A 23,470-nucleotide genomic window follows, 5' to 3' on the forward strand; every position below is an offset into this window, starting at 1 on the left:
CGTCTCCAAGACTTGGTGCAGAGCGATCCCGGGGTGGAGGCTAGCCCTAAACCAGTTCTCGATCATTTACGAAGGTAGAATGCCCGTTATGTAGCCGATAGGACATTTACACAAAATCCTTTACACCCCCCCCCCAGCCCCGGTCTGCGTACCTGAAGCTCAGGTCGACGTACTTGAAGCTCAGGTCGACGTACTTGAAGCTCAAGTCTGCGTACCTGAAGCTCAGGTCTGCGTACCTGAAGCTCAGGTCTGCGTACCTGAAGCTCAGGTCGACGTACTTGAAGCTCAAGTCTGCGTACCTGAAGCTCAAGTCTGCGTACCTGAAGCTCAGGTCGACGTACTTGAAGCTCAAGTCTGCGTACCTGAAGCTCAAGTCTGCGTACCTGAAGCTCAGGTCTGCGTACCTGAAGCTCAGGTCGACGTACTTGAAGCTCAAGTCTGCGTACCTGAAGCTCAGGTCAGTGTACTTGAAGCTCAGGTCTATGTACCTGAAGCTCAGGCCGATGTACCTGAAGCTCGGGTCCGGGGGCTTGAAGCTCTGGCGAGGGCAGGAGGAATGTAGGGTGAAGGGGAGAGGGGACCTATGTAAACAGCCTCCCCGGTATTCCCTGATGAAACGAAAGAGGAGGCCCGTGAAGGCCTCCTCTTTTGTAACCTGGTATTTCGCTGAGACGTCAGCGCCCTGCCGTGAGCCTTGCGAACTCCTTCTGGGAGCGGACGATGCAGTCTTCGATGGCCATGCCGGCGAAGTAGTTGCCGGTGACGAAGAGCTTGGTGCCGGCGATGGCCTTGTCGAGGTCGGCGGTCAGCTGGTGGTGGCCCAGGACGGGGGAGGGGAGGTTGCTCACCCGCTCGAAGGGCTGCTCGAGATCCTCGACCTTCACCTTGAGCACCTTGGCGATCCGCTTGAGTTTCGCCTCGAGGGAGAGCCGCCCGACCTTGAAGTGGAAGCTGAACCCGCGCAGGGTGGGGTGCGCCACGGTGTCGCGGGAGACGGCGGAGTAGAAGTCGTCCTCGATGGGGATGATGCCGGCCAAAAGGGGCACGCTGAGCTTACTCTTCTCGACGGCCACGCCGATCGACTCGATGGTCTCGGACTTGATCTGGGCCAAGAGGTCGGTGAGCTCGGGGGCGAAACCGCCGCACAGACGCGCTCCCTCTGACGGGGGGAGGGCCAGGACCAGCTTGTCGCAGCTAAAGCTGCGGCCGTCGGCGAGTTCGAGGGTGTAGCCGGCGTCGCCCTGGGCGATGCGCCGCACCTGGGTACCCAGCGCCAGGGTCAGCCCGGGCATGGCGGCCAGCTTGTCGGTCACACTGGAGAGGCCGGACTTGAAGGTGTAGCTCTTGATGATGTCTTTTCTGCGCGGCCTCTTGTTGAAGAGCATGTCGGCGGGGAAATCGTTGGCCCGCTGGGAAAGGACGGCGTTGAAGGCGGGGGCGAAGACCTTGCGGTAGTTGCCGCGCCCTACGATGCCGCCGTAGTAGGACTCGACGCTCTCACCCTCTTTTTTGGAGGTGAAGAGGTGCCACCCGGAAAGGGCCAGCTCGAAGAAGGAGAGCTGCGAGGGGATCGACTTGATCTCGTCACCCACCAGCATCTTGAAGCCGACCTTCTCGCGCGGCTGGATGGCGTCCAGCATCCCGTGCTGCTCCAAAAGCCCGATCAACCCGCCGTACGAGTTGTAGCAGGTGTGGGCGCCGAGCTCGAGCCAGAAACCGGCCGCCTTGTCGCTGAACTGGTGCGAGTGGAAGCAGCCACCCGCCCGCTCGCCTTTCTCGATCACGAGCGTCTTGAGACCGGCCTGAACCGCATAACTGGCGAAGCTTAACCCGCTGATTCCTGCACCTATGACAATTACCTCGAATTGCTCCATGTGGCAGCTCCTGGTCGGCTAAGTATGAGTTAACAACGGGATATATAAGCTGCGACCGCTCAGGATGTCAAGCTTACAGTGGTTGACAAGGGCCCGGCAGGTGTTTACATTCAGGGGAGCTGAACGTCACCGAACTAAAAAGGAAGTGGAGCATGGCAGAAAGGGATTACTACGAGGTACTGGGGGTCAAGAAGGGGGCTTCGGTCGAGGAGCTGAAAAAAGCCTACCGCAAGCTGGCCGTCAAGTACCATCCCGATAAGAACCCGGGTGACAAGCAGGCCGAGGAGCGCTTCAAGGAGATCAACGAGGCGTACGCGGTGCTCTCGGACCCGAAGAAGAAGGAGGAGTACGACCAGTTCGGGTCGACGAACTTCCACCAGCGTTTCTCGCAGGAGGACATCTTCCGCGGTTTCGACGTCGGCGATATGTTCAAGGGCCAGGGGTTCGGCACCGAGGACATCTTCTCGCGCCTGTTCGGCGACGCCATGCGGCGCCAGCGCGGCGCCCGGCAGGACGGCGGCCCCCGCCACGGCGGCATGGGCGGGATGGGCGGCATGGGGGTGAAGGGCGACGACTACAACATGGAGGTGAGCGTCACCTTCCGCGACTCCTACGACGGCGCCGAGAAGCGGATCGCCTACCTGCGCGACGGGGTGCGCGAGGAGCTCTCGGTGAAGATCCCGGCAGGGATCGAGGACGGCGCGAAGCTCAGGGTGGCCGGGAAGGGCGCTGCGGGCAGGATGGGGGGCGCCGCCGGCGACATCTACCTGACCGTCAAGGTGGGGGCGGATCCGAACTTCCAGCGCGAGGGGGACGACATCATGGCCCCCCTGGACGTGAAGTTCTCCGAGGCGGTCCTGGGGGGGGCGGTGGAGGTGCCGACCATGCAGGGGACCAAGCGGATCAAGATCCCGGCCGGCATCCAGTCCGGCACCAAGGTGCGCCTCAAGGGGCTCGGCTTCCACCCGATGGGGAAAAAGGAGCGCGGCGACATGTACGTGAGGATCGGCGTGCAGGTTCCGGAACACCTCACCGCCCGGCAGCGCGAGCTCGTGGAGGAGCTGGCCAAAGAGGGGTTGTAGAGGAACAGTCGAGGATTTCCCGATCAGGGCAGTCGGATGCAGGAAAGAAAAAAGGGGCGAAGACTTAAGGTCTTCGCCCCTTTTGCGTTATGCGTGGAAAGGAGAAATAATTCTGGAGAAGCCTAATCTTTAGTCGGAACTGGACCTCATACGTTCCCCCCTTTGGAAAAGGGGGGGCAGGGGGGATTCGCTTTGTGGCAGCCTTACGACCACTCACTTAGAGGCGTCTCGCAAAAACTGCGGAAGCAGATGACGGACGCTGAACGTCTGCTCTGGTCCAGGTTGCGCGGGAAACAGGTGCTCGGCTTGCAATTCTACCGGCAAAAACCGATTGGCCCTTATGTCGCGGATTTTTTCTGCCCGGGGCTGGTCATCGAGATCGATGGCAGTCAGCATCGGACAGCTGAGCATCTTGAGAGCGATGCCGCACGAGATTCTTTCCTGACGGGGCTCGGGCTGACGGTGTTGCGGTTTGACAATCGGCAGGTGCTGCTGGAGACGGAGGCTGTGCTGGAGAGGATTTTCGAGATTTGCAGGGAAAGACGAATCCCCCCTGTCCCCCCTTTTTCAACGGGGGGGACGTGAGGGGTTCTTTATGGGCTAAAGATTCAACCGTTTTGCTTGACGTTTAGATCTCGCGACAGTCGTTCCCGCCCTTACTACCTGATGTCTACTGCCACGGAGGTGCGCAGGTCTTTCAGCCACTGGGCGAAACGCTCGTCGGCCTTCTTCTTGAAGAGAAGCTCCTCGATGTCGCCCTTCACCTCGGCAAGCGGCTTGGCCTGCCCCTGGCTCTTCTCCTCAAGCTTGATGATGTGGAGCCCTGCCTGGCTCAGGACCAGGTTGCTCACCTCGCCGGGCTTCATGGCCGCCACGGTGTCGCCTATCTCGGCAAGCATGTCGGAGCGCTTGAAGGTCCCCAGATCGCCGCCGTCCTTGGCTGCCGCCGGGTCGTCGGAATACTTCTTGGCGAGCTCGACGAAATCCTTGCCGGAACGCGCCTCCTTGAGCACCTCGCCCGCACGGGCCTCGGCCTTGGCGAGCTCCGCCGCGCCACCTTTCTTGTCCACCTTGAAGAAGATGTGCCGGGCCCGGAACTGCTCGATGGCACCGTAGCGCGCCAGGTTCGCGTTGTAGTACTCCTGGACCTCCTGCTCGCCCACCTGGATCTTGGAACGTACCTCCTGGCTCATGAGGCGCAGCCGCTCCAGCTGCTCGCGCAACTGGCGCCGGTAGTCCTCGTAGCCGATCCCCTGGGCGGCCAGGGCCTGCACCAGCTGCTCCTGGTTCATGCGGTTTTGCTTCTTGACGTCCTCGATGGCCGCCTTCACCTCGTCGTCGAGGACCTTGACGTCCAGCTCGCGGGCCTTCTGGTCGATCAGCTTCTTGTCGATCAGCCGGTTCAGCGCGGCGCTTCTCAGCCCCATCTTCTCGGAGGCGGGGAGCCGCTCCTGCTCTTTTTGCAGGGTCTGGTACTCCCGGTCCAGCTCGTAGGTGGTGACCAGTTCGTCGTTGACCACGGCTGCGATGCCGTCGATGACCTGTGCGGGGGCCAGGGTGGGGGTGAGCGCCGCCAGGGCGAGGGCGATGATGCCGGTGCGGATCTTTGCCATGTCGTTCTCTCGTGCTGCGGGTAAAAGGCGGCCGGGCACAAAGGCCCGGCCGCAGCTTAGGTCGGTTGGAGCATGCGCCGGAGGTTACGGCTTGGCCGGTTTGGCGGCCGGAGCTGCCTCGGTCTTGCCGGCGGCCGGCTCGGCTTTGGCCTCGTCGCCACCCTTGGTCTTAAGACCCTTCACGGCGTCTTCCTTGACGTTGATCTTGGCGCTCTTCTTGAGGTCTTCCTTGATCTTCTTGAAGGTCTCCTGCTGCTTCTCGGGGGCGAGCGCCGCCTTGAGCTGGTCCTTCACCTCGTCGAAGGTGCGGGTCCCGGCCGGGCGCTTGCCGGTCACCTTGATGATGTGGTAGCCGAACTTGGTCTTCACGATGTCGGAGATGGCACCTTCCTTCAGCGAGAAGGCGACCTTCTCGAAGTCGGGGAGCATGGACCCCTTGCCGAACCACCCGAGGTCGCCACCCTTGGCGGCGGCGCCGTCGATCGAGTTCTTCTTGGCCAGCTCCTCGAAGTTGCCGCCGGCCTTGAGCTGCTTCTCGATATCCTTGGCCTGCGCCTCGCTCTTCACCAGGATGTGGCTCGCGTGGATCTGCTCGCCGGTCTTGAACTTGTCGAGGTTCTTGTCGTAGAAGGACTTAAGCTCGGCATCGGGGATGTTGGCGGACTGCTCGACCTTCTTCTTCAGGAACGCCTCGACGATGACGCGCTTTTTCAGGTCCTCGAGCTTCGAGGCGACCTCGGGGGACTTGTCGAGCCCTTCCTTCTGGGCCTGCTGCATGATCAGCTCGCGCACCACCATGGTGTCGAGCATCTCCTTGCGCCCTTCCGGGGTCTCGGTCATCGGCTTCAGGTAGGGCGGGAGGTTCTCCTGCTCCTTGTAGAACTCCTTGTCGGTGATGGGGGTGCCGTTTACCTCGGCGAGCACCACGCCGCTTTTGTCTTCCTTTTTCGCCTCGCTGGTCGCCTGCTGCTTGCAGCCGGCCGCGGCCACGCTGAGGGCAAGGGCCAGAAAAATGGCAGTTTTTTTGAAGTGCACAGTGACTCCTTTTTAATAATTTAAGTATCTTCCAATCCTGCTGACGCTAGCATATCAGAATAGGCATTTCAAGAGATTTCTGGCTTCGCGCAGGACGCCGTCGAAGGAGGTGTCGCCGATACGCGCGTAGAGCCGGTAGTCGGGGGTAAAGCGGTATTTTCCTTTTTCTTTCCGCAAGAGTCCGGTGATGGCGTCGGGCGAGACCGGGGTCCGCTCGTGGAAGGAGAGCACCAGGTCGTTGCCGGCCAGTTCGATCTCCTTCACCAGGAAGTTCTTGAGGAGCACCCTGAGGCGCATCACCTCGAGGAGGTAGACCGCCGCCACCGGGAGCTGCCCGAAGCGGTCGATGAGCTCGGCGCGGATGTCCTCGATCTCGGCCTCGTCGGCGGGCTGGGTCAGCTTCTTGTAGATCAAGAGGCGCTGGTTGGGGTCCCGGACGTACTCCTCGGGGATGAACGCGGGGACCTTCAGCTTGATCTCCGGCTCGACCCGCTCGGGGAGCGCCTCACCTTTAAGGGTGCGCACCGCCTCGTCCAAGAGTTCGGTGTAGAGCTCGAAGCCGACCGCCGCGATGTCGCCGGACTGGCGCGCCCCCAAAAGGTCGCCGGCGCCGCGGATCTCCATGTCGTGGGTCGCGATGCGGAACCCCGCGCCCAGCTCGGTGATGTCCTGGATGATCTTCAGGCGCTCCCGGGCGTCCGAGGAGATCGCCCCCTCGCCGGGGATCAAGAGGTAGGCGTAGGCGCGGCTCTTCGCGCGCCCCACCCGGCCGCGCAACTGGTAGAGCTGGGAGAGCCCGAAGGTGTCGGCGCGGTTCACGATGAGGGTGTTGGCGTTGGGGATGTCCAGGCCGCTTTCGATGATGGTGGTGCACAGAAGCAGGTTCGCCTCGCCGTGCATGAAGGAGAGCATCACCCTCTCGAGCTCCTTCTCGGCCATCTGGCCGTGCCCCACCACGATGCGCGCCTCGGGGACGATACGCCTTAATTCATCCGCCATGGCGCCGATGGTCTGCACCCGGTTGTGCACGAAGAAGACCTGGCCGCCGCGCCGGAGTTCCCTTAAGACCGCCTCGCGGATCAGCTCGTCCGAGGAGCGCGACACGAAGGTCTTGATGGCGAGCCTGTCCACCGGCGGGGTGTCGATGATCGAGAGGTCCCGGATCCCCATGAGCGACATGTAGAGGGTGCGCGGGATCGGGGTCGCGGTGAGGGTGAGGATGTCCACCACGGCGCGGAACTGCTTCAGGCGCTCCTTGTGGGTCACCCCGAAGCGCTGCTCCTCGTCGACGATCAAGAGCCCCAGGTCCTTGAAGACCACGTCCTTCTGCAACAGCCGGTGGGTGCCGATGATGATGTCCACCTCGCCCCTTTTCACCGCCTCGAGGATCTGCTTCTGCTCCTGCGGGGTGCGAAAGCGCGAGATCATCTCCACCCGCACCGGGTACTCCTTGACGCGGGACGAGAAGCTCTCGTAGTGCTGCTGGGCGAGGACGGTGGTGGGGACCAGGACGGCCACCTGCTTCCCGTCCAGGGCGGCCTTGAAGGCGGCGCGCATGGCGACCTCGGTCTTGCCGTAGCCTACGTCGCCGCAGACCAGCCGGTCCATGGGGCGCGTGCTCTCCATGTCGGCGATCACCTGGTCGATGGCGGCGGCCTGGTCCGGGGTCTCCTCGAAGGCAAAGGCGGCCTCGAACTCGCGGTACATCTCGTCGGCGGGGGAGTAACGGAATCCCTCCATCACCTCGCGGGCGGCGTGGACCTTCAAAAGCTCCGCGGCCATCTCCTCGATCTCGCTCTTCGCCTTGGCCTTGGCCTTTTCCCAGCCGGCGCCCCCCAGCTTGTCCAGGCGCGGCTCGATCCCCTCGGCCCCGACGTAGCGCTGCACCAGGTTGATGCGGTCCACCGGGAGGTAGAGCTTGTCGCCGCCGGCGTACTCGAGGAGCAGGAAATCGCCCTCGAGCCCGGTGAGGCTTAGGTGCTCGAGCCCCCGGTAGATGGCGACGCCGAAGTCGATGTGCACCATGTGGTCGCCGGGTTTCAGTTCGGCGAGCGAGGTTAAAAGCTGCTTCTTGCGGGCCTCGGAGAGGCCGCGGCGCTTGACGCGCTTGCCGAAGATCTCCTCCTCGGCGATGACCACGAGCTTGTCGGCCTCGAGCCTAAAGCCGCGCGAGATCTCGCCGACCAGGATCTCCACGCGCCCCGGGGGCTGCTGGGCCGCCTGGGGGAAGTGCGCCTCGGAAATCTCGATGGGGAGCCGGTAGTGGGAGAAGAGCTCGTAGAGGCGGCGGGCCTGGCCGGCCTGGTGGCAGGGGACCAGGACCCGGTTCCCGGCGGCGATCCAGTGCACCATCCGGTCTGCCAGGGGCGCCAGCACGCGCTCACCTTCGCCCCCAAGCTCGAGCTTCAGGTCGGCGTTGTCCTGGAACTCCAGCCGCAGCCGCGTGCCGGGGGCGTCGGCGAGGTCGAGCTGCGGCAGGTTCAGGCGCCGGCCGCCGGCCACCACCCCCTCCAGCTTTTCGCGGGAGAGGTAGAGCTCGGCGGGGTCGCAGGTGATGGCGTCGCGCAGTTCGGCGCGGGTGAGGGCCGCCGCGAGGTCCGCCTCGCAGCGCTCGCTCTCGGCCTCCAGGGCGGCGGGGTCCACCAGCACCCGGAGCGCGTCGGGGCCCAGGTAGTCGAAGACGGTCTCGAGACCCGGGTGGAAGAGCGGCTGCAAAAAGTCGATCCCCGGCGGGTAGATGGCGTGCTGCAGCTGCTCCAAAAGCTCGCGGCGCCGGTCCGCTCCGATCCCCAGGTGGTCGCAGCGCCTCTTGAGGCGCGGGGCGAATTCCTTCAAGACCGCCTCGGAGAGAATCACCTCGCGCGAGGGGAGCAGCACCAGCTCCTCGATCGGCTCCAGCGAGCGCTGGGTGACCGGGTCGAAGCTGCGCATGGTCTCCACCTGGTCGCCGAAGAACTCGATGCGCACCGGGCGGGGGAGGTCGGGGGGGAAGATGTCCAGGATCCCGCCGCGCACCGAGAAGCTGCCGCGGTCCTCGACGATCGGGACGTGGGCGTAGCCAAGCTGCACGAGCTTCGCGACCAGCGGCTCGCGCTCGAGCTCGGCCCCCACCACCAGGTACTGGCAGACCTCGCCCAGTACCTCCCGGGGGAGCACGCGCTGCAGGGCGCTCGCCACCGGCAGCACGAGGACCTTGACCCGGCCGTCCAGGAGGGCCAAAAGGGCGTTCAGCCGCTCGCCGACGATGTCCTGGTGCGGCGAGACCGCCTCGAAGGGGGTGATGTCCCACCCCGGGAAGGGGAAGATCTCCTCGGGGCGCGGGGCGAAGTAGCGCAGCTCCTTCACCAGCTCGTCGGCGGCGTCCTGGTCCGGGGTCAGCACGACGAGCGGCGCGGAAAATTGGGCGGCGAGCCGCGACACGAGGTAGGCCGGCGCGGACCCTTTCAGTCCGGTGACGCTCAGGTTGGCGTCGCCCGCTGCGAGCTGCCGGATTATTTCGTTGAGGTAATCGGGAGTTGACATGGTCCTATGCTGGCTGGAATGGGCCTGGCCGGGGGGCGGCGGAAGGGTAAGCGACATTGCTGCAGCATAGCAAAAACGGGGCCGATTATCCAGCTCAATGGGGGGCGGCGGCGGGGCTCTGACAAAATTATTTTTATAAAGTAACCGGTGGGCGTGCCGAATAGATTTCCATACCGTGCAATGGCCTGCGGCTTGTGCCGCTAAAGGATAAAGGTGAGTTTGATGCGCAACGACGATACCCTACACTCGGATGTCTTAAGCTACTTCACGTCGGAGTTTCGCGCTCTCGAGGAGCGCCTGAAATCGGGCGGGCTGGACGACTATCGCGAACGGGTGCTGATGAGCCAGAAGATCGGCGAGGCGGTGCATCTGCTCTCCCCTTACGTGCGTTCCGACCCGCGCGCCCGGCACCTGGTGCGCACCGCCGAGAGCCTGAAAAAGAACCTGCTCTCGGTGCGCGAGATCCTCGTGAAGCAGCTTTTGCAGCAAAAGGAACAGCAGACGCTGCTGCAGGCCATCAACGCCCGCAAGAAAACGACCCGCCCCCTGGATGGGCCCCGCTAGCGGCGCCGTCCCCGGTGCGACAAGCCTCGGGGGCGGCAGTTTCCGGCCCATTTTCCCGCTCTCTTAAGAAATCACTTTACAATTTCTGCCGGCTATATTATAAACGTCCTTCTCGTGGAGAGATGTCCGAGTGGTTGAAGGAGCACGCCTGGAAAGCGTGTGTACGTTAATAGCGTACCGAGGGTTCGAATCCCTCTCTCTCCGCCATACTTTATTTAATTCCTTGCGGATAGACCTGATAGCTGGGTCCCGCGCAACGGAAGGTTATGAACTCCGTCAGGTCCGGAAGGAAGCAGCGGCAGTAACCGCCCCCGTGTGCCGCGGGGTAGCCCAGCTATCAGCTCTTTCCGCAATCCCCCTTTAGTCGTTCCCTCCCCCCGGCACCTAGTAACCGGCATTTTGCCGCGAGGTAGTCTTCTTGTCCTATCAGGTACTTGCGAGAAAGTGGCGGCCCCAGACCTTCACCGACCTGGTGGGGCAGGAGCACGTCAGCCAGACCCTCAAAAACGCGATCGACGGCGGCCGGGTGGCGCACGCCTTTTTGTTCACCGGGGCCCGCGGCGTCGGCAAGACCAGTTCCGCACGCATCCTCGCCAAGGCGCTCAACTGCGAGGAGGGGCTCTCGGTGGAGCCGTGCAACCACTGCTCGGCCTGCCTCGAGATCACCGAGGGAAACTCGGTCGACGTCTTCGAGATCGACGGCGCCTCCAATACCGGCGTCGACGACATCCGCGAACTGCGCGACAACATCAAGTACCTCCCCTCGCGCTCCCGCTACAAGATCTTCATCATCGACGAAGTGCACATGCTCACCACCAACGCCTTCAACGCCCTGTTGAAGACGCTGGAAGAGCCCCCCGCCCACGTCAAGTTCATCTTCGCCACCACCGAACCGCACAAGGTCCCCATCACCATCCTGTCCCGCTGCCAGCGCTTCGACTTCAAGCGGATCGCGCTGCCGCGCATCGTCTCGAGGCTGCGCTACATCGTGGACCAGGAAGGGGTCTCGGTAAGCGACGAGGCGCTCACCATCGTGGCCCGCAAGGGTGACGGCAGCATGCGCGACTCGCTGACCACCCTGGACCAGGTGCTCGCCTTCTGCGGCGAGCAGGTCTCGGACGAGCAGGTGGCGGCGCTTCTGGGGGTGGTGGACCGCCGCCTGATCCTGGACGCCGCGGCCGCCGTCTTCGAGCGCGACCTGCGCGGGGTGCTGGAACTGGTGGCCCGGGTGGACAGCTTCGGTTACAACATGCGCCAGTTCTGCCAGGAGCTCATCGACCTGTTCCGTGCCGTGGCGATCATCCAGGCGGTGGGCGACGCCCACGGTCTCCTCGACCTCTCCGAGGCGGAGCTCTCGGAACTTGCCGGCCTGGCCAAGACGCAGAGCCCGGGCGAGCTGCAGCGCCACCTCACCCTGCTTTTGAAGGCGGAAGGGGAGATGGGGCAGGCGAGCTTCCCGCGGCTGGTGCTGGAGATGGCGCTCATGAAGATGGCCACCCTGCGCCCGGCGGTCCCGGTGCAGGAACTCTTGCAGCGGATCGCGGCGCTGGAAGGGGGAGCCCCCCCGGCAGCGCGCCCGGCCCAGCCGGCAGCCGCCGAGCGTCCCGCCCAGCCCCCCCGCCCGGCTGCACCCTCGGCTCCGGCCGGCCAGGGAGCTCCGTCCGTCGCGGCACCCCGGCAGAGCGCCGGCCCGGCCCCTGCGGCTCCGGCCGCCCAGGCTGCCCCTGCCGGGCCGCCCGTCGACACCGGGGACCTCTGGGGGAGCCTGGTGCGCTTCGTCAAGGGGAAAAAACCGCTGCTCGGCTCGCTCCTGGAGCAGGTCTACCCCGTGCGGGTCACCCGGGAGAACCTGGAACTCGGGTGCCTGGCCGGCTCCTACGAGCTGCGCCTGGTGCAGGACCCCGACAAGATGAACGAGCTGAAGGCGCTCGCCCGGGAACACTTCGGCGGGCAGCCGAGCCTCAAGGTGGTGGCGCTCGACGCGGTCCCCACGAACGCGGCGCCGAGTCTCTCGGAAAAAAAAAGCCTTGAAGACGCCGAACGGGCCGCAACCCTGAGGCGCGAAGCGGAAGAACACCCCCTGGTGACCGCCGCCGTCGAGATCTTCGACGGCGAGATCGCCGAAGTAACCGAAATCAAGACAAAGCCCTGACGAAAGCCGCACGGCGCTCGGCGGGACAGGTCAGATACTCACGCGGAGGATACGATGTCTAAAGGTTTGGCGCAGATCATGAAGCAGGCTCAGATGATGCAGCAGAAGATGGGTAAACTGCAGGAAGAAGCGGCGGAGAGGACCGCCGAGGCAACCGCAGGCGGCGGTGCCGTAACAGTGGTTGTCAACGGCAAGAACCAGGTGCTCTCCCTGACCATCAAGAAAGAGGCGGTCGACCCGGAGGACGTGGAGATGCTGCAGGACCTCATCCTCAGCGCGGTGAACGAGGCGCTGAAAAAAGTACACCAGGCGATGAGCGAAGAGATGAGCAAGATCACCGGCGGCCTGAACATCCCGGGCCTCTTCTAAGAAAAAACCTACAGTTAGGCGCGGGTGCCGGCCGGGGAGGACGATCGAAGGATCGGAATTTCCCGAACCGTCATCCGCGTTTTGCGTTTCCTGGCGAGAGTTTTGATTAATTAACCGAATCTCGGTCAAAAAATTTTTTGGCCAAAATAATCAGTAAAAAATTGTTTTATCCGTGGTGGGAATATGCTACATTTTTCGAACTCGCTGACCAGGTTGGTCGGTGAACTGAAGAAATTGCCGGGAGTTGGCGAGAAGAGTGCCCTGCGACTGGCGTTTCATCTTTTGAAGCACCCCGAGAACATCGACGCCCTGGCCGAGAGCCTCACCCAGGTCAGGGAGCGGGTCAGGTTCTGCTCGGTCTGCTTCGCCATCACCGAAGAGGATCCCTGCTGGATCTGCTCCGGGGAGCGCGACGGCGCCTCCCTCTGCGTGGTGGAGGAGCCCCAGGATATCCTGGCCATCGAGAAGAGCCGGGCCTTTAGGGGGCGCTACCACGTGTTGCAGGGGGCGCTCTCGCCGCTAAGCGGAGTGACCCCGGCGGAGCTGAGGATCGCCGAGCTCATGAAGCGGCTGGAGGGGGGTGAGATCCGCGAGGTGCTCATCGCCACCAACTTCAGCGTCGAGGGGGAAGCGACCGCGCTTTTCTTGACAAAGCTCATCAAGCCGTTATCCATTAGAGTCACCCGGCTGGCCCACGGCATCCCCATCGGCAGCGACCTCGAGTACGTAGATGCAGCAACGGTGCAGCGCGCCGTCGAAGGGCGCTCTGAATTGTGAACCGTAATCCACGGCGGAACCGACCCGGAAAACCGACCGCCGTTCAACCGCTTCATTAATCCTAGCCCTATTCTCACAGGAGGAAATCAATGTCCCGCAGAATGGTAACGATCGACGGTAACACTGCCGCAGCACACGTGGCGCACGCCACCAACGAGGTGATCGCCATCTACCCGATCACCCCTTCCTCCGTCATGGGGGAGATCTCGGACGAGAAGAGCGCCCGGGGCGAGAAGAACATTTGGGGCACCGTCCCCTCCGTCTCGGAGCTGCAGTCCGAGGGTGGCGCCTCCGGTGCCGTACACGGCGCGCTGCAGGCCGGTGCCCTTACCACGACCTTTACCGCGAGCCAGGGCTTGCTCCTCATGATCCCGAACATGTTCAAGATCGCCGGCGAGCTCACCTCGACGGTGTTCCACATCTCGGCCCGCGCCATCTCGGCTGCCGCGCTGAACATCTTCGGCGACCACTCCGACGTCATGGCGGCCCGCTCCACCGGCTGGGGGATGCTCTGCTCCAACAACGTGCAGGAGGTCATGGACTTCGCCCTGATCTCCCAGGCTGCGACCCTTAGGGCCCGGGTCCCCTTCATGCATTTCTTCGACGGCTTCAGGACCTCGCACGAGGTGCAGAAGGTCGAGGAGCTCACCTTCGACGACATGCGTGCCATGCTCACCGACGAGCTGGTGCAGGCGCATCGCGACCGTGCGCTCACCCCGGACCGCCCGGTGATGCGCGGCACCGCCCAGAACCCGGACGTCTACTTCCAGGGTCGCGAGACGGTGAACGCCTACTACCCGCAGGCGATGACCATCGTCCAGGAGGAGATGGACAAGTTCGCCAAGGTGACCGGTAGGAGCTACCAGCTGGTCGAGTACGTGGGTGCCCCGGACGCCGATCGCGTGGTGATCGTGATGGGGAGCGCCGCCGACACCTTCCAGGAGACCCTGGAGACCCTGAACAAGAACGGCGAGAAGGTCGGCCTCCTGAAAGTGCGCCTGTTCCGTCCCTTCCCGGCGGAGATCCTGGCCGCCGCCATCCCGGCCACGGCCAAGAAGATCGCCGTCCTGGACCGCACCAAGGAGCCGGGCTCCCTGGGCGAGCCGCTCTACCTCGATGTGCGCACCGCCGTCGGCGAGGCGATGGCCGACGGCAAGGTCTCTTTCCAGGGGTACCCGATCATCGTCGGCGGCCGCTTCGGCCTGGGCTCCAAGGAGCTCACCCCGGGCATGGCCAAGGGGGTCTACGACAACCTGAAACTCGACAAGCCGAAGAACCACTTCGTGGTCGGCATCGTCGAGGACGTGACCAACTGCTCGCTCCCCTACGACGCCAAGTTCATGAACCCCTCCCCGGGGACCTATTCGGCGATGTTCTACGGTCTCGGTTCCGACGGCACCGTGGGCGCCAACAAGAACTCCATCAAGATCATCGGCGAGCACTCGGACAACAACGTCCAGGCCTACTTCGTGTACGACTCCAAGAAGGCCGGCAGCGTGACCACCTCGCACCTAAGGTTCGGCAAGGGGGAGATCCGCTCCCCGTACCTGATCGACCAGGCGGACTTCGTGGCCTGCCACAACTTCTCCTTCCTCGAGAAGTACGACATGCTGGAGCGCGCCAAGGTGGGGGGGACCTTCCTGCTCTGCTCGCCGTTCGACAAGGACTCGGTCTGGGATTCCATGCCGGTCGAGGTGCAGAAAGAGATCATCGACAAGAAGCTCAAGTTCTACGTGATCGATGCCATCAGGCTCGCCGAGGAACTGGGTCTGGGCGCCCGCATCAACGTCATCATGCAGACCGCCTTCTTCAAGATCTCCGGCATCATGGAGCTTAAGGTAGCCATCGACGCCATCAAGGACGCCATCAAGAAGTCCTACGGCAAGTCCGGAGAGAAGGTGGTCGAGATGAACAACAAGGCCGTGGACGCGGCGCTCGCCAACATCTTCGAGGTGAAGGTCCCGGCCCAGGCCACCAGCAAGCTGAAGAAGCCGCCGGTCGTCGGTACCCACGCCCCCGCCTTCGTGCAGGAGGTGACCGCCCCGATCATCGCCGGCTACGGCGACCAGCTGCCGGTCTCCAAGATGCCGGCCGACGGCACCTTCCCGACCGCGACCTCGCAGTACGAGAAGCGCAACATCGCCGTGGACATCCCGGTCTGGGACGAGGCGCTCTGCATCCAGTGCGGCATCTGCTCGTTCGTCTGCCCGCACGCCACCATCAGGATGAAGGTGTACGAGGCCGACAGCCTCAAGGGGGCGCCGGAGACCTTCAAGTCGGCCGACGCGCGCGGGGGCGAGTTCAAGGGGATGAAGTGCACCGTGCAGGTGGCACCGGAAGACTGCACCGGCTGCGGCGCCTGCGTCTACAACTGCCCGGCCAAGTCCAAGGAAGATCCCAAGCACAAGGCGATCAACATGAAGTTCCAGGCGCCGCTCCGCGCGACCGAGGCGGCCAACTACGACTTCTTCCTGCAGATCCCGGACACCGATGCGAAACTCTACAAGCGCGACACCCTGAAGGGGAGCCAGCTGATCACCCCGCTCTTCGAGTACTCGGGCGCCTGCGCCGGCTGCGGCGAGACCCCGTACTTAAAGCTCATGTCGCAGCTCTTCGGCGACCGGGCCATGATCGCCAACGCGACCGGCTGCACCTCGATCTACGGCGGCAACCTCCCCACCACCCCCTGGTCGCAGAACCAGGATGGGCGCGGCCCGGCCTGGTCCAACTCGCTCTTCGAGGACAACGCCGAGTTCGGCTTCGGCATGCGCCTGGCCATCGACAAGTTCAACGAGGCGGCCCGCGAGCTGGTGACCCAGCTGGTCGGCTGCTCCTGCAAGTCCTGCGATCCGGTCAAGCCGGTCATGCAGGAGATCCTCGCCGCCGACCAGAAGGACCAGGCGGGGGTCGAGGCGCAGCGCGAGCGCGTGGCGAAGCTGAAAGAGGCGCTTGCCGGTTGCAATGAGCCGGCCGCCAAGAAGCTCCTCTCCATCGCCGACTACCTGGTGAAGAAGTCGGTCTGGTGCGTGGGCGGCGACGGCTGGGCCTACGACATCGGCTACGGCGGCCTGGACCACGTGATCGCCTCCGGCAAGAACGTGAACCTCCTGGTGCTCGACACCGAGGTGTACTCGAACACCGGCGGCCAGGCCTCCAAGGCGACCCCGATGGGCGCCGTGGCCCAGTTCGCGGCAGGCGGCAAGCCGCAGGCCAAGAAGGACCTGGCGATGATCGCCATGGCCTACGGCAACGTCTACGTGGCGCGCGTGGCGCTCTCCAACCCCGGCCAGGTGGTGAAGGCGTTCCTCGAGGCTGAAGCCTACGACGGACCGTCCTTGATCATCGCCTACAGCCACTGCATCGCCCACGGCATCGACATGGCGAGCGCCGTCGAGGAGGACCGCCGTGCGGTTGCCTCGGGTCACTGGCCGCTCTTGCGCTACAACCCGGAGTTGGCCGAAGCAGGGAAGAACCCGCTGCTGCTCGATTCCAAGGAGCCGACCATCACGCTCGAGGAGTACGCCTACGGCGAGAACCGCTACCGGGTGCTCAAGAAGAACAACCCGGAGGCCGCAGCTGCCCTCATGGCGCGCTCCAGCGAGCTCACCACCCGTCGCTTCGACCTCTACAAGCGGATGGCCGAGATGGAGTTCGACAAATAGCTTGACACCATGAGGACGTAAAGCCTAAGATCTTAACAGTGGCGGGGAGAAACGTCCCCGCCCGATTTTCAACCAGAAGTTAGTAAGGAGAATGCAGGAATGGCACAAGGCGTAGTGAAGTGGTTCAACGACAGCAAAGGTTTTGGTTTTATCGAACAGGACAACGGTGATGATGTCTTCGTGCATTTCTCCGCTATCCAGGGCGATGGGTTTAAGTCCCTGGCGGAAGGCGACCAGGTTTCCTTCGACGTTCAGAAGGGGCCGAAAGGTCTGCAGGCCGCAAACGTGGTGAAAATCTAACTACTGACGACAACGGCTGACAAAAGCGAAAAAGCCCCGGAGCGATCCGGGGCTTTTTTTGCGTTTTTCAGGGGAAACGATTCTAAATAGGTCCCCTCTCCCCCTGCGGGAGAGGGACAAGGTGAGGGGGAAGGTGCCATTATCACCTACAGATGGCAGCTTCACCCACACCCCCGGCCCCCTCCCGTCAAGGGAGGGGGGGAGATGGTTCCCGGTCGGATCGCGGTGGCTTACCCGCGCTACTCGATGCAGCTGCCGACCGAGCCGCTGCGGCAGACCGTCTTGTCGATCCAGAGCGCGCCGTCCATGCGGCTCCCCTCCAGGTGGGTGCCGCGCAGCCGGGCCTGGTTCAGGCTGGCACCGCGCAGGTTGGCGCCGGTCAGGTCGGCGAGCTCCAGGTCGGCCTCGGCGAGGTCGGCGCGCTCCAGGTTGGTCATGCGCAGGTTCACCCGGTTCAGCTTGGCGCCGCTTAGGTCCATCCCGGCCAGGTTCATCCCGGAGAGGTCCATGCCGGAGAGGTCCCGGGTGGTGCTCATGATGCCGCGCACCTCGTTCTCGGAGAGCCGGCGGTGGTACACCCTGGCCTGGGCCGGGTCCGTCTTCTTCTTGACCTTGTGTGTCTTGGCCTTCTTCTTTTTGGGGGCGGCCTGCTTCTTGGGTTCGGCGGGCTTTGCGGTGCCGTTCCCTTCGGCGGCGAGCGCGGCGAGTTTCGCCTCGGCAAGCGCCAGCTGGCGGGACTGCACCTCGTTGCTCGGTTCGGACCTCTCGGGCGCGGCCGCGGCCACGGTGGCGGGAGCCGGCGGCTCGGACGCGGCAATCCCGGAAACCGGGAGTGCCAGGGTGAGGGCGAGAATTATGATCTGGTAACGGCGGTTCATGCGTCGCCTCCGTGCGTTCGTGTACTTCAGGGCTTTGCTGCACTGAACCTATCGGCAGCGGCGGGAAAAACTGTAGCGATTTCCCGGGGAGTGGGCGCGAAGGCGCGGCAGGCCGAGAAAACCGGGAAAATGAGTTCGGGATGTGCTATATTCCAATGTTACGCTCCGGCTGCATTGCCGGGCGGATAATCTGGATGCGGGAGTACCATGGCAACGGACAAAATAATCATTAAGGGTGCCTGCGAGCACAACCTGAAATGCATCGACGTGGAGATTCCCCGGGACCAGCTGGTGGTGATCACCGGGATCTCGGGATCGGGAAAATCGACCCTCGCTTTCGATACCATCTACGCGGAAGGGCAGCGCCGCTACGTCGAGTCGCTCTCGGCCTACGCCCGGCAGTTCCTGGAGCAGATGGAAAAACCGGACGTCGAGTCCATCGAGGGGCTCTCGCCGGCCATCTCCATCGAACAGAAGACCACCAGCAAGAACCCCCGCTCGACGGTGGGTACCGTCACCGAAATCTACGACTACCTGCGCCTTTTGTTCGCACGGGTCGGCAAGCCCTACTGCTACAGCTGCGGCAAGCTGATCTCCTCGCAGACCGTGTCGCAGATGGTGGACCAGGTGATGACCCTGCCGCAGGGGACCAAGCTGACGCTCTTGTCCCCGATCATCCGGGGGCGCAAGGGGGAGTACAAGAAGGAGCTCGCCCAGCTTAGGAAGGAAGGGTTCGTCCGGGTCATCGTGGACGGCACCACCCACGATCTCTCCGACGAGATCGAGATGGACAAAAAGAAGAAGCACGACATCGACATCGTGGTGGACCGCCTGGTGGTGAAGCCGGGGATCGAGAAGCGCCTGGCCGATTCGCTGGAGACGGCGCTGCACCACGCCGAGGGGATCGTCAAACTGGCGGTGTCGGCGGACGAGGCGCTGGGGAACAAGGCGGAAACCCACATCTTCTCCGAGTCCATGGCCTGCATCGACTGCGGCATCTCCTACCCCGAGATGACGCCGCGCATGTTCTCCTTCAACAACCCCTACGGCGCCTGCCCGGACTGCACCGGGCTTGGGACCCGCATGTACCTGGACTCCGACCTGGTGGTCCCGGATCCCGACCTCTCCATCCGCGAGGGTGCCATCGCCCCCTGGGAGAAACGTTTCTCCGGCTGGTACCAGCAGACCCTGGAGGCGCTCGCCAAGGCCTACGGTTTCTCAACCACGGTTCCCTACCAGAAGCTTCCCGAGAAGGCGCGGGAGGTGATCATGAACGGCTCGGGCGGCCGCCTGGTCGATTTCTGGTGGGAGGACGACTCCGGCAAGCGCCACAACTACCAGAAGGCCTTCGAGGGGGTGCTGAACAACCTGGAGCGCCGCTACCGCGAGAGCGAATCCGAGCAGGTGCGCGAGGAGCTCGAGAAGTACATGAACGTGATGCCCTGCCCGACCTGCCAGGGGGCGCGACTCAAGAAGGAGGCGCTCTTCGTGAGGGTTGGGGGGCAGAACGTGCAGCAGGTGACCTCGCTCTCCATCAAGGACGCGCTCACCTTCTTCAACACCCTCTCGCTCTCCGAGAAGGAGGAGGACATCGCGCGCCGGATACTCAAGGAGATCCGCGAGCGGCTGAACTTCCTGGTGAACGTGGGGCTCGATTACCTCTCGCTGGACCGCGCCTCGGGGACGCTCTCGGGCGGCGAGGGACAGCGCATCCGGCTCGCGACCCAGATCGGCTCCTCGCTGGTCGGGGTCCTCTACATCCTGGACGAGCCCTCCATCGGCCTGCACCAGCGCGACAACGGGCGCCTCTTGCAGACCTTGCGGCACCTGCGCGACATCGGCAACACGGTCCTTGTGGTGGAGCACGACGAGGAGACCATCCAGGAGGCGGACTGGGTGATCGACATGGGCCCCGGTGCCGGGGTGCATGGCGGCGAGGTGGTGGCGCAGGGGACTCCGGCCGAGATCATGGCGAACCCGCGCTCGCTCACCGGGCGCTTCCTCTCGGGGGCGCTCTCCATCCCGATCCCGAAGAAGCGGCGCAAGGGGCAGCGCTTCCTGACCATCGAGAAGGCGACCGAGAACAACCTGAAGGACGTCTCGGTCGACATACCGCTCGGCGTCCTCACCTGCGTGACCGGCGTTTCCGGCTCGGGGAAGTCGACGCTCGTCATCGACACGCTGTACCAGACCCTGAGCCAGCATATCTACAAGAGCCGCGAGAAGGCCGGCGCAGTGAAGGCGATCAAGGGGATCGAGGTGCTGGACAAGGTGATCAACATCGACCAGTCCCCGATCGGCAGGACGCCGCGCTCCAACCCGGCCACCTACACCGGGCTCTTCACCGAGATAAGGGACATCTTCGCCCAGCTCCCCGAGTCGAAGATGCGCGGCTACAAGCCGGGGCGCTACTCCTTCAACGTGAAGGGTGGGCGCTGCGAGGCCTGCTCGGGTGACGGCATCATCAAGATCGAGATGCACTTCCTGCCGGACGTCTTCGTGCAGTGCGAGGTCTGCAAGGGGGCGCGCTACAACCGGGAGACCCTGGAGGTGCACTTCAAGGGGAAATCGATCGCCGAGGTGCTGGACATGACGGTCTCCCAGGCGCTCATGTTCCTGGAGCACATCCCGCGCATCAAGAGCAAGCTGAAGACCCTGGAGGACGTGGGGTTGGGCTACATCAGGCTCGGGCAGTCGGCGACCACCCTCTCCGGCGGCGAGGCGCAGCGCGTGAAGCTCGCCAAGGAGCTTTCCAAGAGGGCCACCGGGCGGACCATCTACATCCTGGACGAGCCGACCACCGGGCTGCACTTCGCGGACATCGCGAAGCTTCTGGAGGTGCTGCACAAGCTGGTCGAGGCGGGGAACACCATCGTGGTCATCGAGCACAACCTGGACGTGATCAAGACCGCGGACTGGATCGTCGACCTGGGGCCGGAGGGGGGCGACCGCGGCGGCGAGATCATCGCCACCGGCACCCCGGAGCAGGTGGCGCGCGTGGAGAGGTCCTACACCGGGCAGTACCTGAAGAAGATGCTGAACCCGTAACCTTCGGCAGCGAAGACAGGAGGTGCCGTCATGACAGAGAAAAACTGCAGTTGCGAACCGGGCCGGCCCGGCAGCTGCCCCAGCTGTTTCGCCGAGCAGCTCATCGATTACTGGTGCGAGACCTGCCGGCTCTCGGTGCCGGACAAACGCTGCCCGCACTGCGGGCTGAAGACCAAGAAAAAACGGCAGGAGAGTTAGAACCTGCCAGATTCACCCAGCTTTCCCGGCCCGTCACTCATGCGCAGTGGCGGGCCTTTTTGTTCGGTTTGCCGCGTACCACCCGACATCATACGGCTCCTGTTCCCCCTGCGAATCTGCGTTATAATAAACCAGCCCTAATCTAACCTTTAACAGAGGCGCGGGACATGCGGCGTAACCTGCTCGTGCAATTGACGGTGCTGGCCTTTCTGGTGCTTCTCCCCGGGTGCAGCCGGCTGCTTCCCAGCGGCAAGGCGGTCGCCGAGTCCCCCTGGACCCGCTACTCGGACGCCAAGGAGGCCTTCGACAAGATAAGCGTCGGCGAGACCACGGTGCAGGACCTGAAGGTCCTCGGCTTCGACGTCCAGAACTCCCCCAACCTCAAGGTGCTCAACTACCTGGACATTGCGGCTACCGTGCAGGGGATCCCGCACGAGGAGCTCGACCCCGGACTGCAGGCCTGCCTCATGGCGCGCGACGGCTGCCGCGCCTACGTCTTCGAGCCGAAGCGGACCTACACCAAGCGCATCGGCAACTTCTGGCTCGACGTCGCCAGCTTCCGGCGGGTTACCCAGGAGACCGGCTGGCGCTTCAAGGCACTCATCGTCTTCGTGAACCACCACGTCGCCTACAAGCTCGCCAGCGGCGAACCGCAGATCGACCAGCTGCAGGAGCAGGTAAACCCACTGGGGCCGTTCCAGTTCCCCTCCAACCTGATATTCGGCATCATTCCCTTCTAAGACACCCTGAAAAGCTCATGAAAGGATCGGTCACCGGTTGACATAACCGGGGGTTGCTGTTATTTTGCGGCCTTTGTAGAGATTTGTCATTAACAGGCTCAGCGCGACTGCGGAGCGAGGGCGAGGCACCATGGAGTGGCAAGACGGCTACATCACCGAGGTCGAATACCTGCACGGCGTCTACCGGGAGCTGGGGCCCTCGGCACTCAACTTCATCCTGCTCTTGCAAAGCCGCGAACCGGTGCCGCTCACGGAGGGGTTCAGCTACCTGGACCTCGGCTGCGGCCAGGGTGAGTCCGCGAACCTGTTCGCCGCCTGCCACCCGGAAGGGCAGTTCCACGCCGTCGACTTCAACGCCGCCCACATCGCGGGCGCGCGCAACGTGGCGCGCCAGGCCAGTATCCAGAACGTGACCTTCTGGGAGGCGAGCTTCGCCGACCTGCCGGAGCTGGACCTCCCCCAGTTCGACTTCATCGTGCTGCACGGCATCTACTCCTGGGTCGGCCCGGAGAACCGGCAGCGCATCGTCGATTTCCTGCGTACCAACCTGAAGCCCGGCGGCGTGGTCTACGTAAGCTACAACAGCCTCCCCGGCTGGAGCAGTTACGCGCCCTTGCGCCAGCTGCTCTCCAGCTACGCGGACACCCAGCCCGGGAACCTGGAGGAACGCGTCGAGCGCTCCCTGCAGTTCGCCCAAAGGCTCAGGGATGCCGGAGCTTCCTTCTTCAGCGCGAACCCCGGCGCCCGGGATTTCTTCGACTACATCTGCACCCTGCCGCGCAACTACGTGGTGCACGAGTTCTTCAACCGGGACTGGTCCCTTTTCTACCACGCCGAGGTGGTGCGCAACCTGGCCGCCGCCAAACTCAACTTCGTGGGATCGGCCAACCTCGCCGAAAACCAGGATATGCTCTGCTTCAGTGCCGAGCAGCAGAAGGTACTGGGGGCCATCTCGGACCGGGTGATGCGCGAGACCGTGAAGGACTTCACGGTGGCGCCGCTTCTGCGCCGGGACGTCTTCACCAAGGGGGGGCGCCGGATCCCTTCCGTGGAACAGTTGCGCCACGTGGGGGAGACCGTGTTCGCGCTGGTGGTTCCCCAGGGCCGGATCGAGCGCAAGGCCTCCTTCCCGATCGGCGAGGTGATGCTCGAACGTGAGCTGTACGACCCGATTCTCCTGGCCCTGGAGGAAAATCCGCAGACCACGGACCAGCTCCTCGCGCGTCCGGAGCTGGCGGCGCTCGGCAAGACCCGGGTGATCGAGGCGCTCATGGTGCTCATGGCCGCGGAGTACGTGATGACCGCGGTGGAGCCGGCCCTTTACACCGCCATGACCACGCGCAGGCTCAACAACGCCATCATCGAACGGCACCTGGAAAATCTGGAGAAAAAGACGCTCGCCTCGCCGGTTTTGCAAAGCGGGGTGAAGGTGGACTGGCTGGAGCGGCTTCTTTTGCTCTGCGAGATCCGGGGTACCGAGGATCCGGCAGCCTTCATCTGGGAACAGATGAGCGAGCGGGAGCAACTCTTAAGCCGCGACGGGGAGATGCTGACGACCGCAGAGGAGAACCTGGCCGAGCTGAACCGGGTGATCGCGGCGTTCCGGGAGGCGAAGCTCCCCCTCCTGCGGCAACTGGGAGTTTTCTAGAGGCGGGA

At 63.8% G+C, this 23,470-nt stretch carries 18 protein-coding genes, 1 tRNA gene and 1 other RNA gene; 14 read left to right on the forward strand and 6 right to left on the reverse strand.

Annotation, left to right across the window (positions count from 1 at the left end; genetic code table 11):
- Positions 1-106 precede the first annotated feature (106 nt).
- Entirely contained in the window at positions 107-436 is a 330-nt protein-coding gene (locus GMST_RS06355) for a hypothetical protein (RefSeq protein ID WP_183353802.1), read from the reverse strand.
- A 238-nt stretch (positions 437-674) separates the two neighbouring features.
- Entirely contained in the window at positions 675-1,874 is a 1,200-nt protein-coding gene (locus GMST_RS06360) for a protoporphyrinogen/coproporphyrinogen oxidase (RefSeq protein ID WP_183353803.1), read from the reverse strand.
- 152 nt (positions 1,875-2,026) lie between these two features.
- Between GMST_RS06360 and GMST_RS06365 the strand changes: the two genes are divergently transcribed.
- Positions 2,027-2,956: a DnaJ C-terminal domain-containing protein gene (locus GMST_RS06365; RefSeq protein ID WP_183353804.1), complete on the forward strand. Its 930-nt coding sequence runs from the start codon at positions 2,027-2,029 to the stop codon at positions 2,954-2,956.
- A gap of 192 nt (positions 2,957-3,148) precedes the next feature.
- Positions 3,149-3,541, forward strand: a complete 393-nt coding sequence (locus GMST_RS06370) for an endonuclease domain-containing protein (RefSeq protein WP_183353805.1) — start codon at positions 3,149-3,151, stop codon at positions 3,539-3,541.
- Positions 3,542-3,615: 74 nt separating this feature from the next.
- Here GMST_RS06370 and GMST_RS06375 read toward each other — a convergent pair whose 3' ends face one another.
- The 3 genes from GMST_RS06375 to mfd all read right to left on the reverse strand — a co-directional run bounded on the left by GMST_RS06375 (position 3,616) and on the right by mfd (position 9,126).
- Entirely contained in the window at positions 3,616-4,569 is a 954-nt protein-coding gene (locus GMST_RS06375; RefSeq protein ID WP_183353806.1) for a peptidylprolyl isomerase, read from the reverse strand.
- 84 nt (positions 4,570-4,653) lie between these two features.
- The gene (locus GMST_RS06380) at positions 4,654-5,604 is read right to left on the reverse strand and encodes a peptidylprolyl isomerase (RefSeq protein WP_183353807.1); all 951 of its coding nucleotides are present in this window, start codon (positions 5,602-5,604) and stop codon (positions 4,654-4,656) included.
- Between the two features lie 54 nt (positions 5,605-5,658).
- A complete protein-coding gene (gene mfd / locus GMST_RS06385) occupies positions 5,659-9,126 on the reverse strand; it encodes a transcription-repair coupling factor (protein ID WP_183353808.1) in 3,468 nt (1,155 codons plus the stop codon).
- Positions 9,127-9,348: 222 nt separating this feature from the next.
- Between mfd and GMST_RS06390 the strand changes: the two genes are divergently transcribed.
- The 8 genes from GMST_RS06390 (at position 9,349) to GMST_RS06425 (ending at position 16,950) form a co-directional block, all read left to right on the forward strand.
- On the forward strand, positions 9,349-9,690 hold the full coding sequence (locus GMST_RS06390) for a hypothetical protein (protein WP_183353809.1): 342 nt from the start codon (positions 9,349-9,351) through the stop codon (positions 9,688-9,690).
- A 116-nt stretch (positions 9,691-9,806) separates the two neighbouring features.
- Positions 9,807-9,897 (forward strand) — tRNA-Ser (locus GMST_RS06395).
- Positions 9,898-9,930: 33 nt separating this feature from the next.
- Positions 9,931-10,029: signal recognition particle sRNA small type (ffs, locus tag GMST_RS06400), an RNA gene on the forward strand.
- Between the two features lie 79 nt (positions 10,030-10,108).
- Positions 10,109-11,842 carry a DNA polymerase III subunit gamma/tau gene (gene dnaX, locus GMST_RS06405; RefSeq protein ID WP_183353810.1) on the forward strand — a complete coding sequence of 578 codons (1,734 nt, stop codon included), beginning with the start codon at positions 10,109-10,111 and terminating at the stop codon, positions 11,840-11,842.
- Positions 11,843-11,896: 54 nt separating this feature from the next.
- Positions 11,897-12,211 (forward strand): YbaB/EbfC family nucleoid-associated protein, encoded by a 315-nt coding sequence (locus GMST_RS06410; protein WP_183353811.1) that lies wholly within the window; start codon positions 11,897-11,899, stop codon positions 12,209-12,211.
- Positions 12,212-12,394: 183 nt separating this feature from the next.
- Positions 12,395-12,988: a recombination mediator RecR gene (gene recR, locus GMST_RS06415; protein ID WP_183353812.1), complete on the forward strand. Its 594-nt coding sequence runs from the start codon at positions 12,395-12,397 to the stop codon at positions 12,986-12,988.
- A gap of 89 nt (positions 12,989-13,077) precedes the next feature.
- The gene (nifJ, locus tag GMST_RS06420) at positions 13,078-16,650 is read left to right on the forward strand and encodes a pyruvate:ferredoxin (flavodoxin) oxidoreductase (RefSeq protein ID WP_183353813.1); all 3,573 of its coding nucleotides are present in this window, start codon (positions 13,078-13,080) and stop codon (positions 16,648-16,650) included.
- A gap of 99 nt (positions 16,651-16,749) precedes the next feature.
- Positions 16,750-16,950, forward strand: a complete 201-nt coding sequence (locus tag GMST_RS06425; protein WP_183353814.1) for a cold-shock protein — start codon at positions 16,750-16,752, stop codon at positions 16,948-16,950.
- A 239-nt stretch (positions 16,951-17,189) separates the two neighbouring features.
- Here GMST_RS06425 and GMST_RS06430 read toward each other — a convergent pair whose 3' ends face one another.
- A complete protein-coding gene (locus GMST_RS06430; protein ID WP_183353815.1) occupies positions 17,190-17,828 on the reverse strand; it encodes a pentapeptide repeat-containing protein in 639 nt (212 codons plus the stop codon).
- Positions 17,829-18,035: 207 nt separating this feature from the next.
- On the opposite strand from GMST_RS06430, the gene uvrA reads away from it, so the two are divergent.
- The 4 genes from uvrA to GMST_RS06450 all read left to right on the forward strand — a co-directional run bounded on the left by uvrA (position 18,036) and on the right by GMST_RS06450 (position 23,462).
- On the forward strand, positions 18,036-20,876 hold the full coding sequence (gene uvrA, locus GMST_RS06435) for an excinuclease ABC subunit UvrA (RefSeq protein ID WP_183353816.1): 2,841 nt from the start codon (positions 18,036-18,038) through the stop codon (positions 20,874-20,876).
- Between the two features lie 30 nt (positions 20,877-20,906).
- Complete coding sequence (locus GMST_RS06440) at positions 20,907-21,074, forward strand: hypothetical protein (RefSeq protein WP_183353817.1); 168 nt, start codon at positions 20,907-20,909, stop codon at positions 21,072-21,074.
- A gap of 167 nt (positions 21,075-21,241) precedes the next feature.
- Entirely contained in the window at positions 21,242-21,814 is a 573-nt protein-coding gene (locus GMST_RS06445; RefSeq protein WP_183353818.1) for a hypothetical protein, read from the forward strand.
- 130 nt (positions 21,815-21,944) lie between these two features.
- Complete coding sequence (locus GMST_RS06450; RefSeq protein WP_183353819.1) at positions 21,945-23,462, forward strand: class I SAM-dependent methyltransferase; 1,518 nt, start codon at positions 21,945-21,947, stop codon at positions 23,460-23,462.
- Positions 23,463-23,470 lie beyond the last annotated feature (8 nt).

Source organism: Geomonas silvestris (assembly GCF_014193515.1).
GTDB lineage: Bacteria > Desulfobacterota > Desulfuromonadia > Geobacterales > Geobacteraceae > Geomonas > Geomonas silvestris.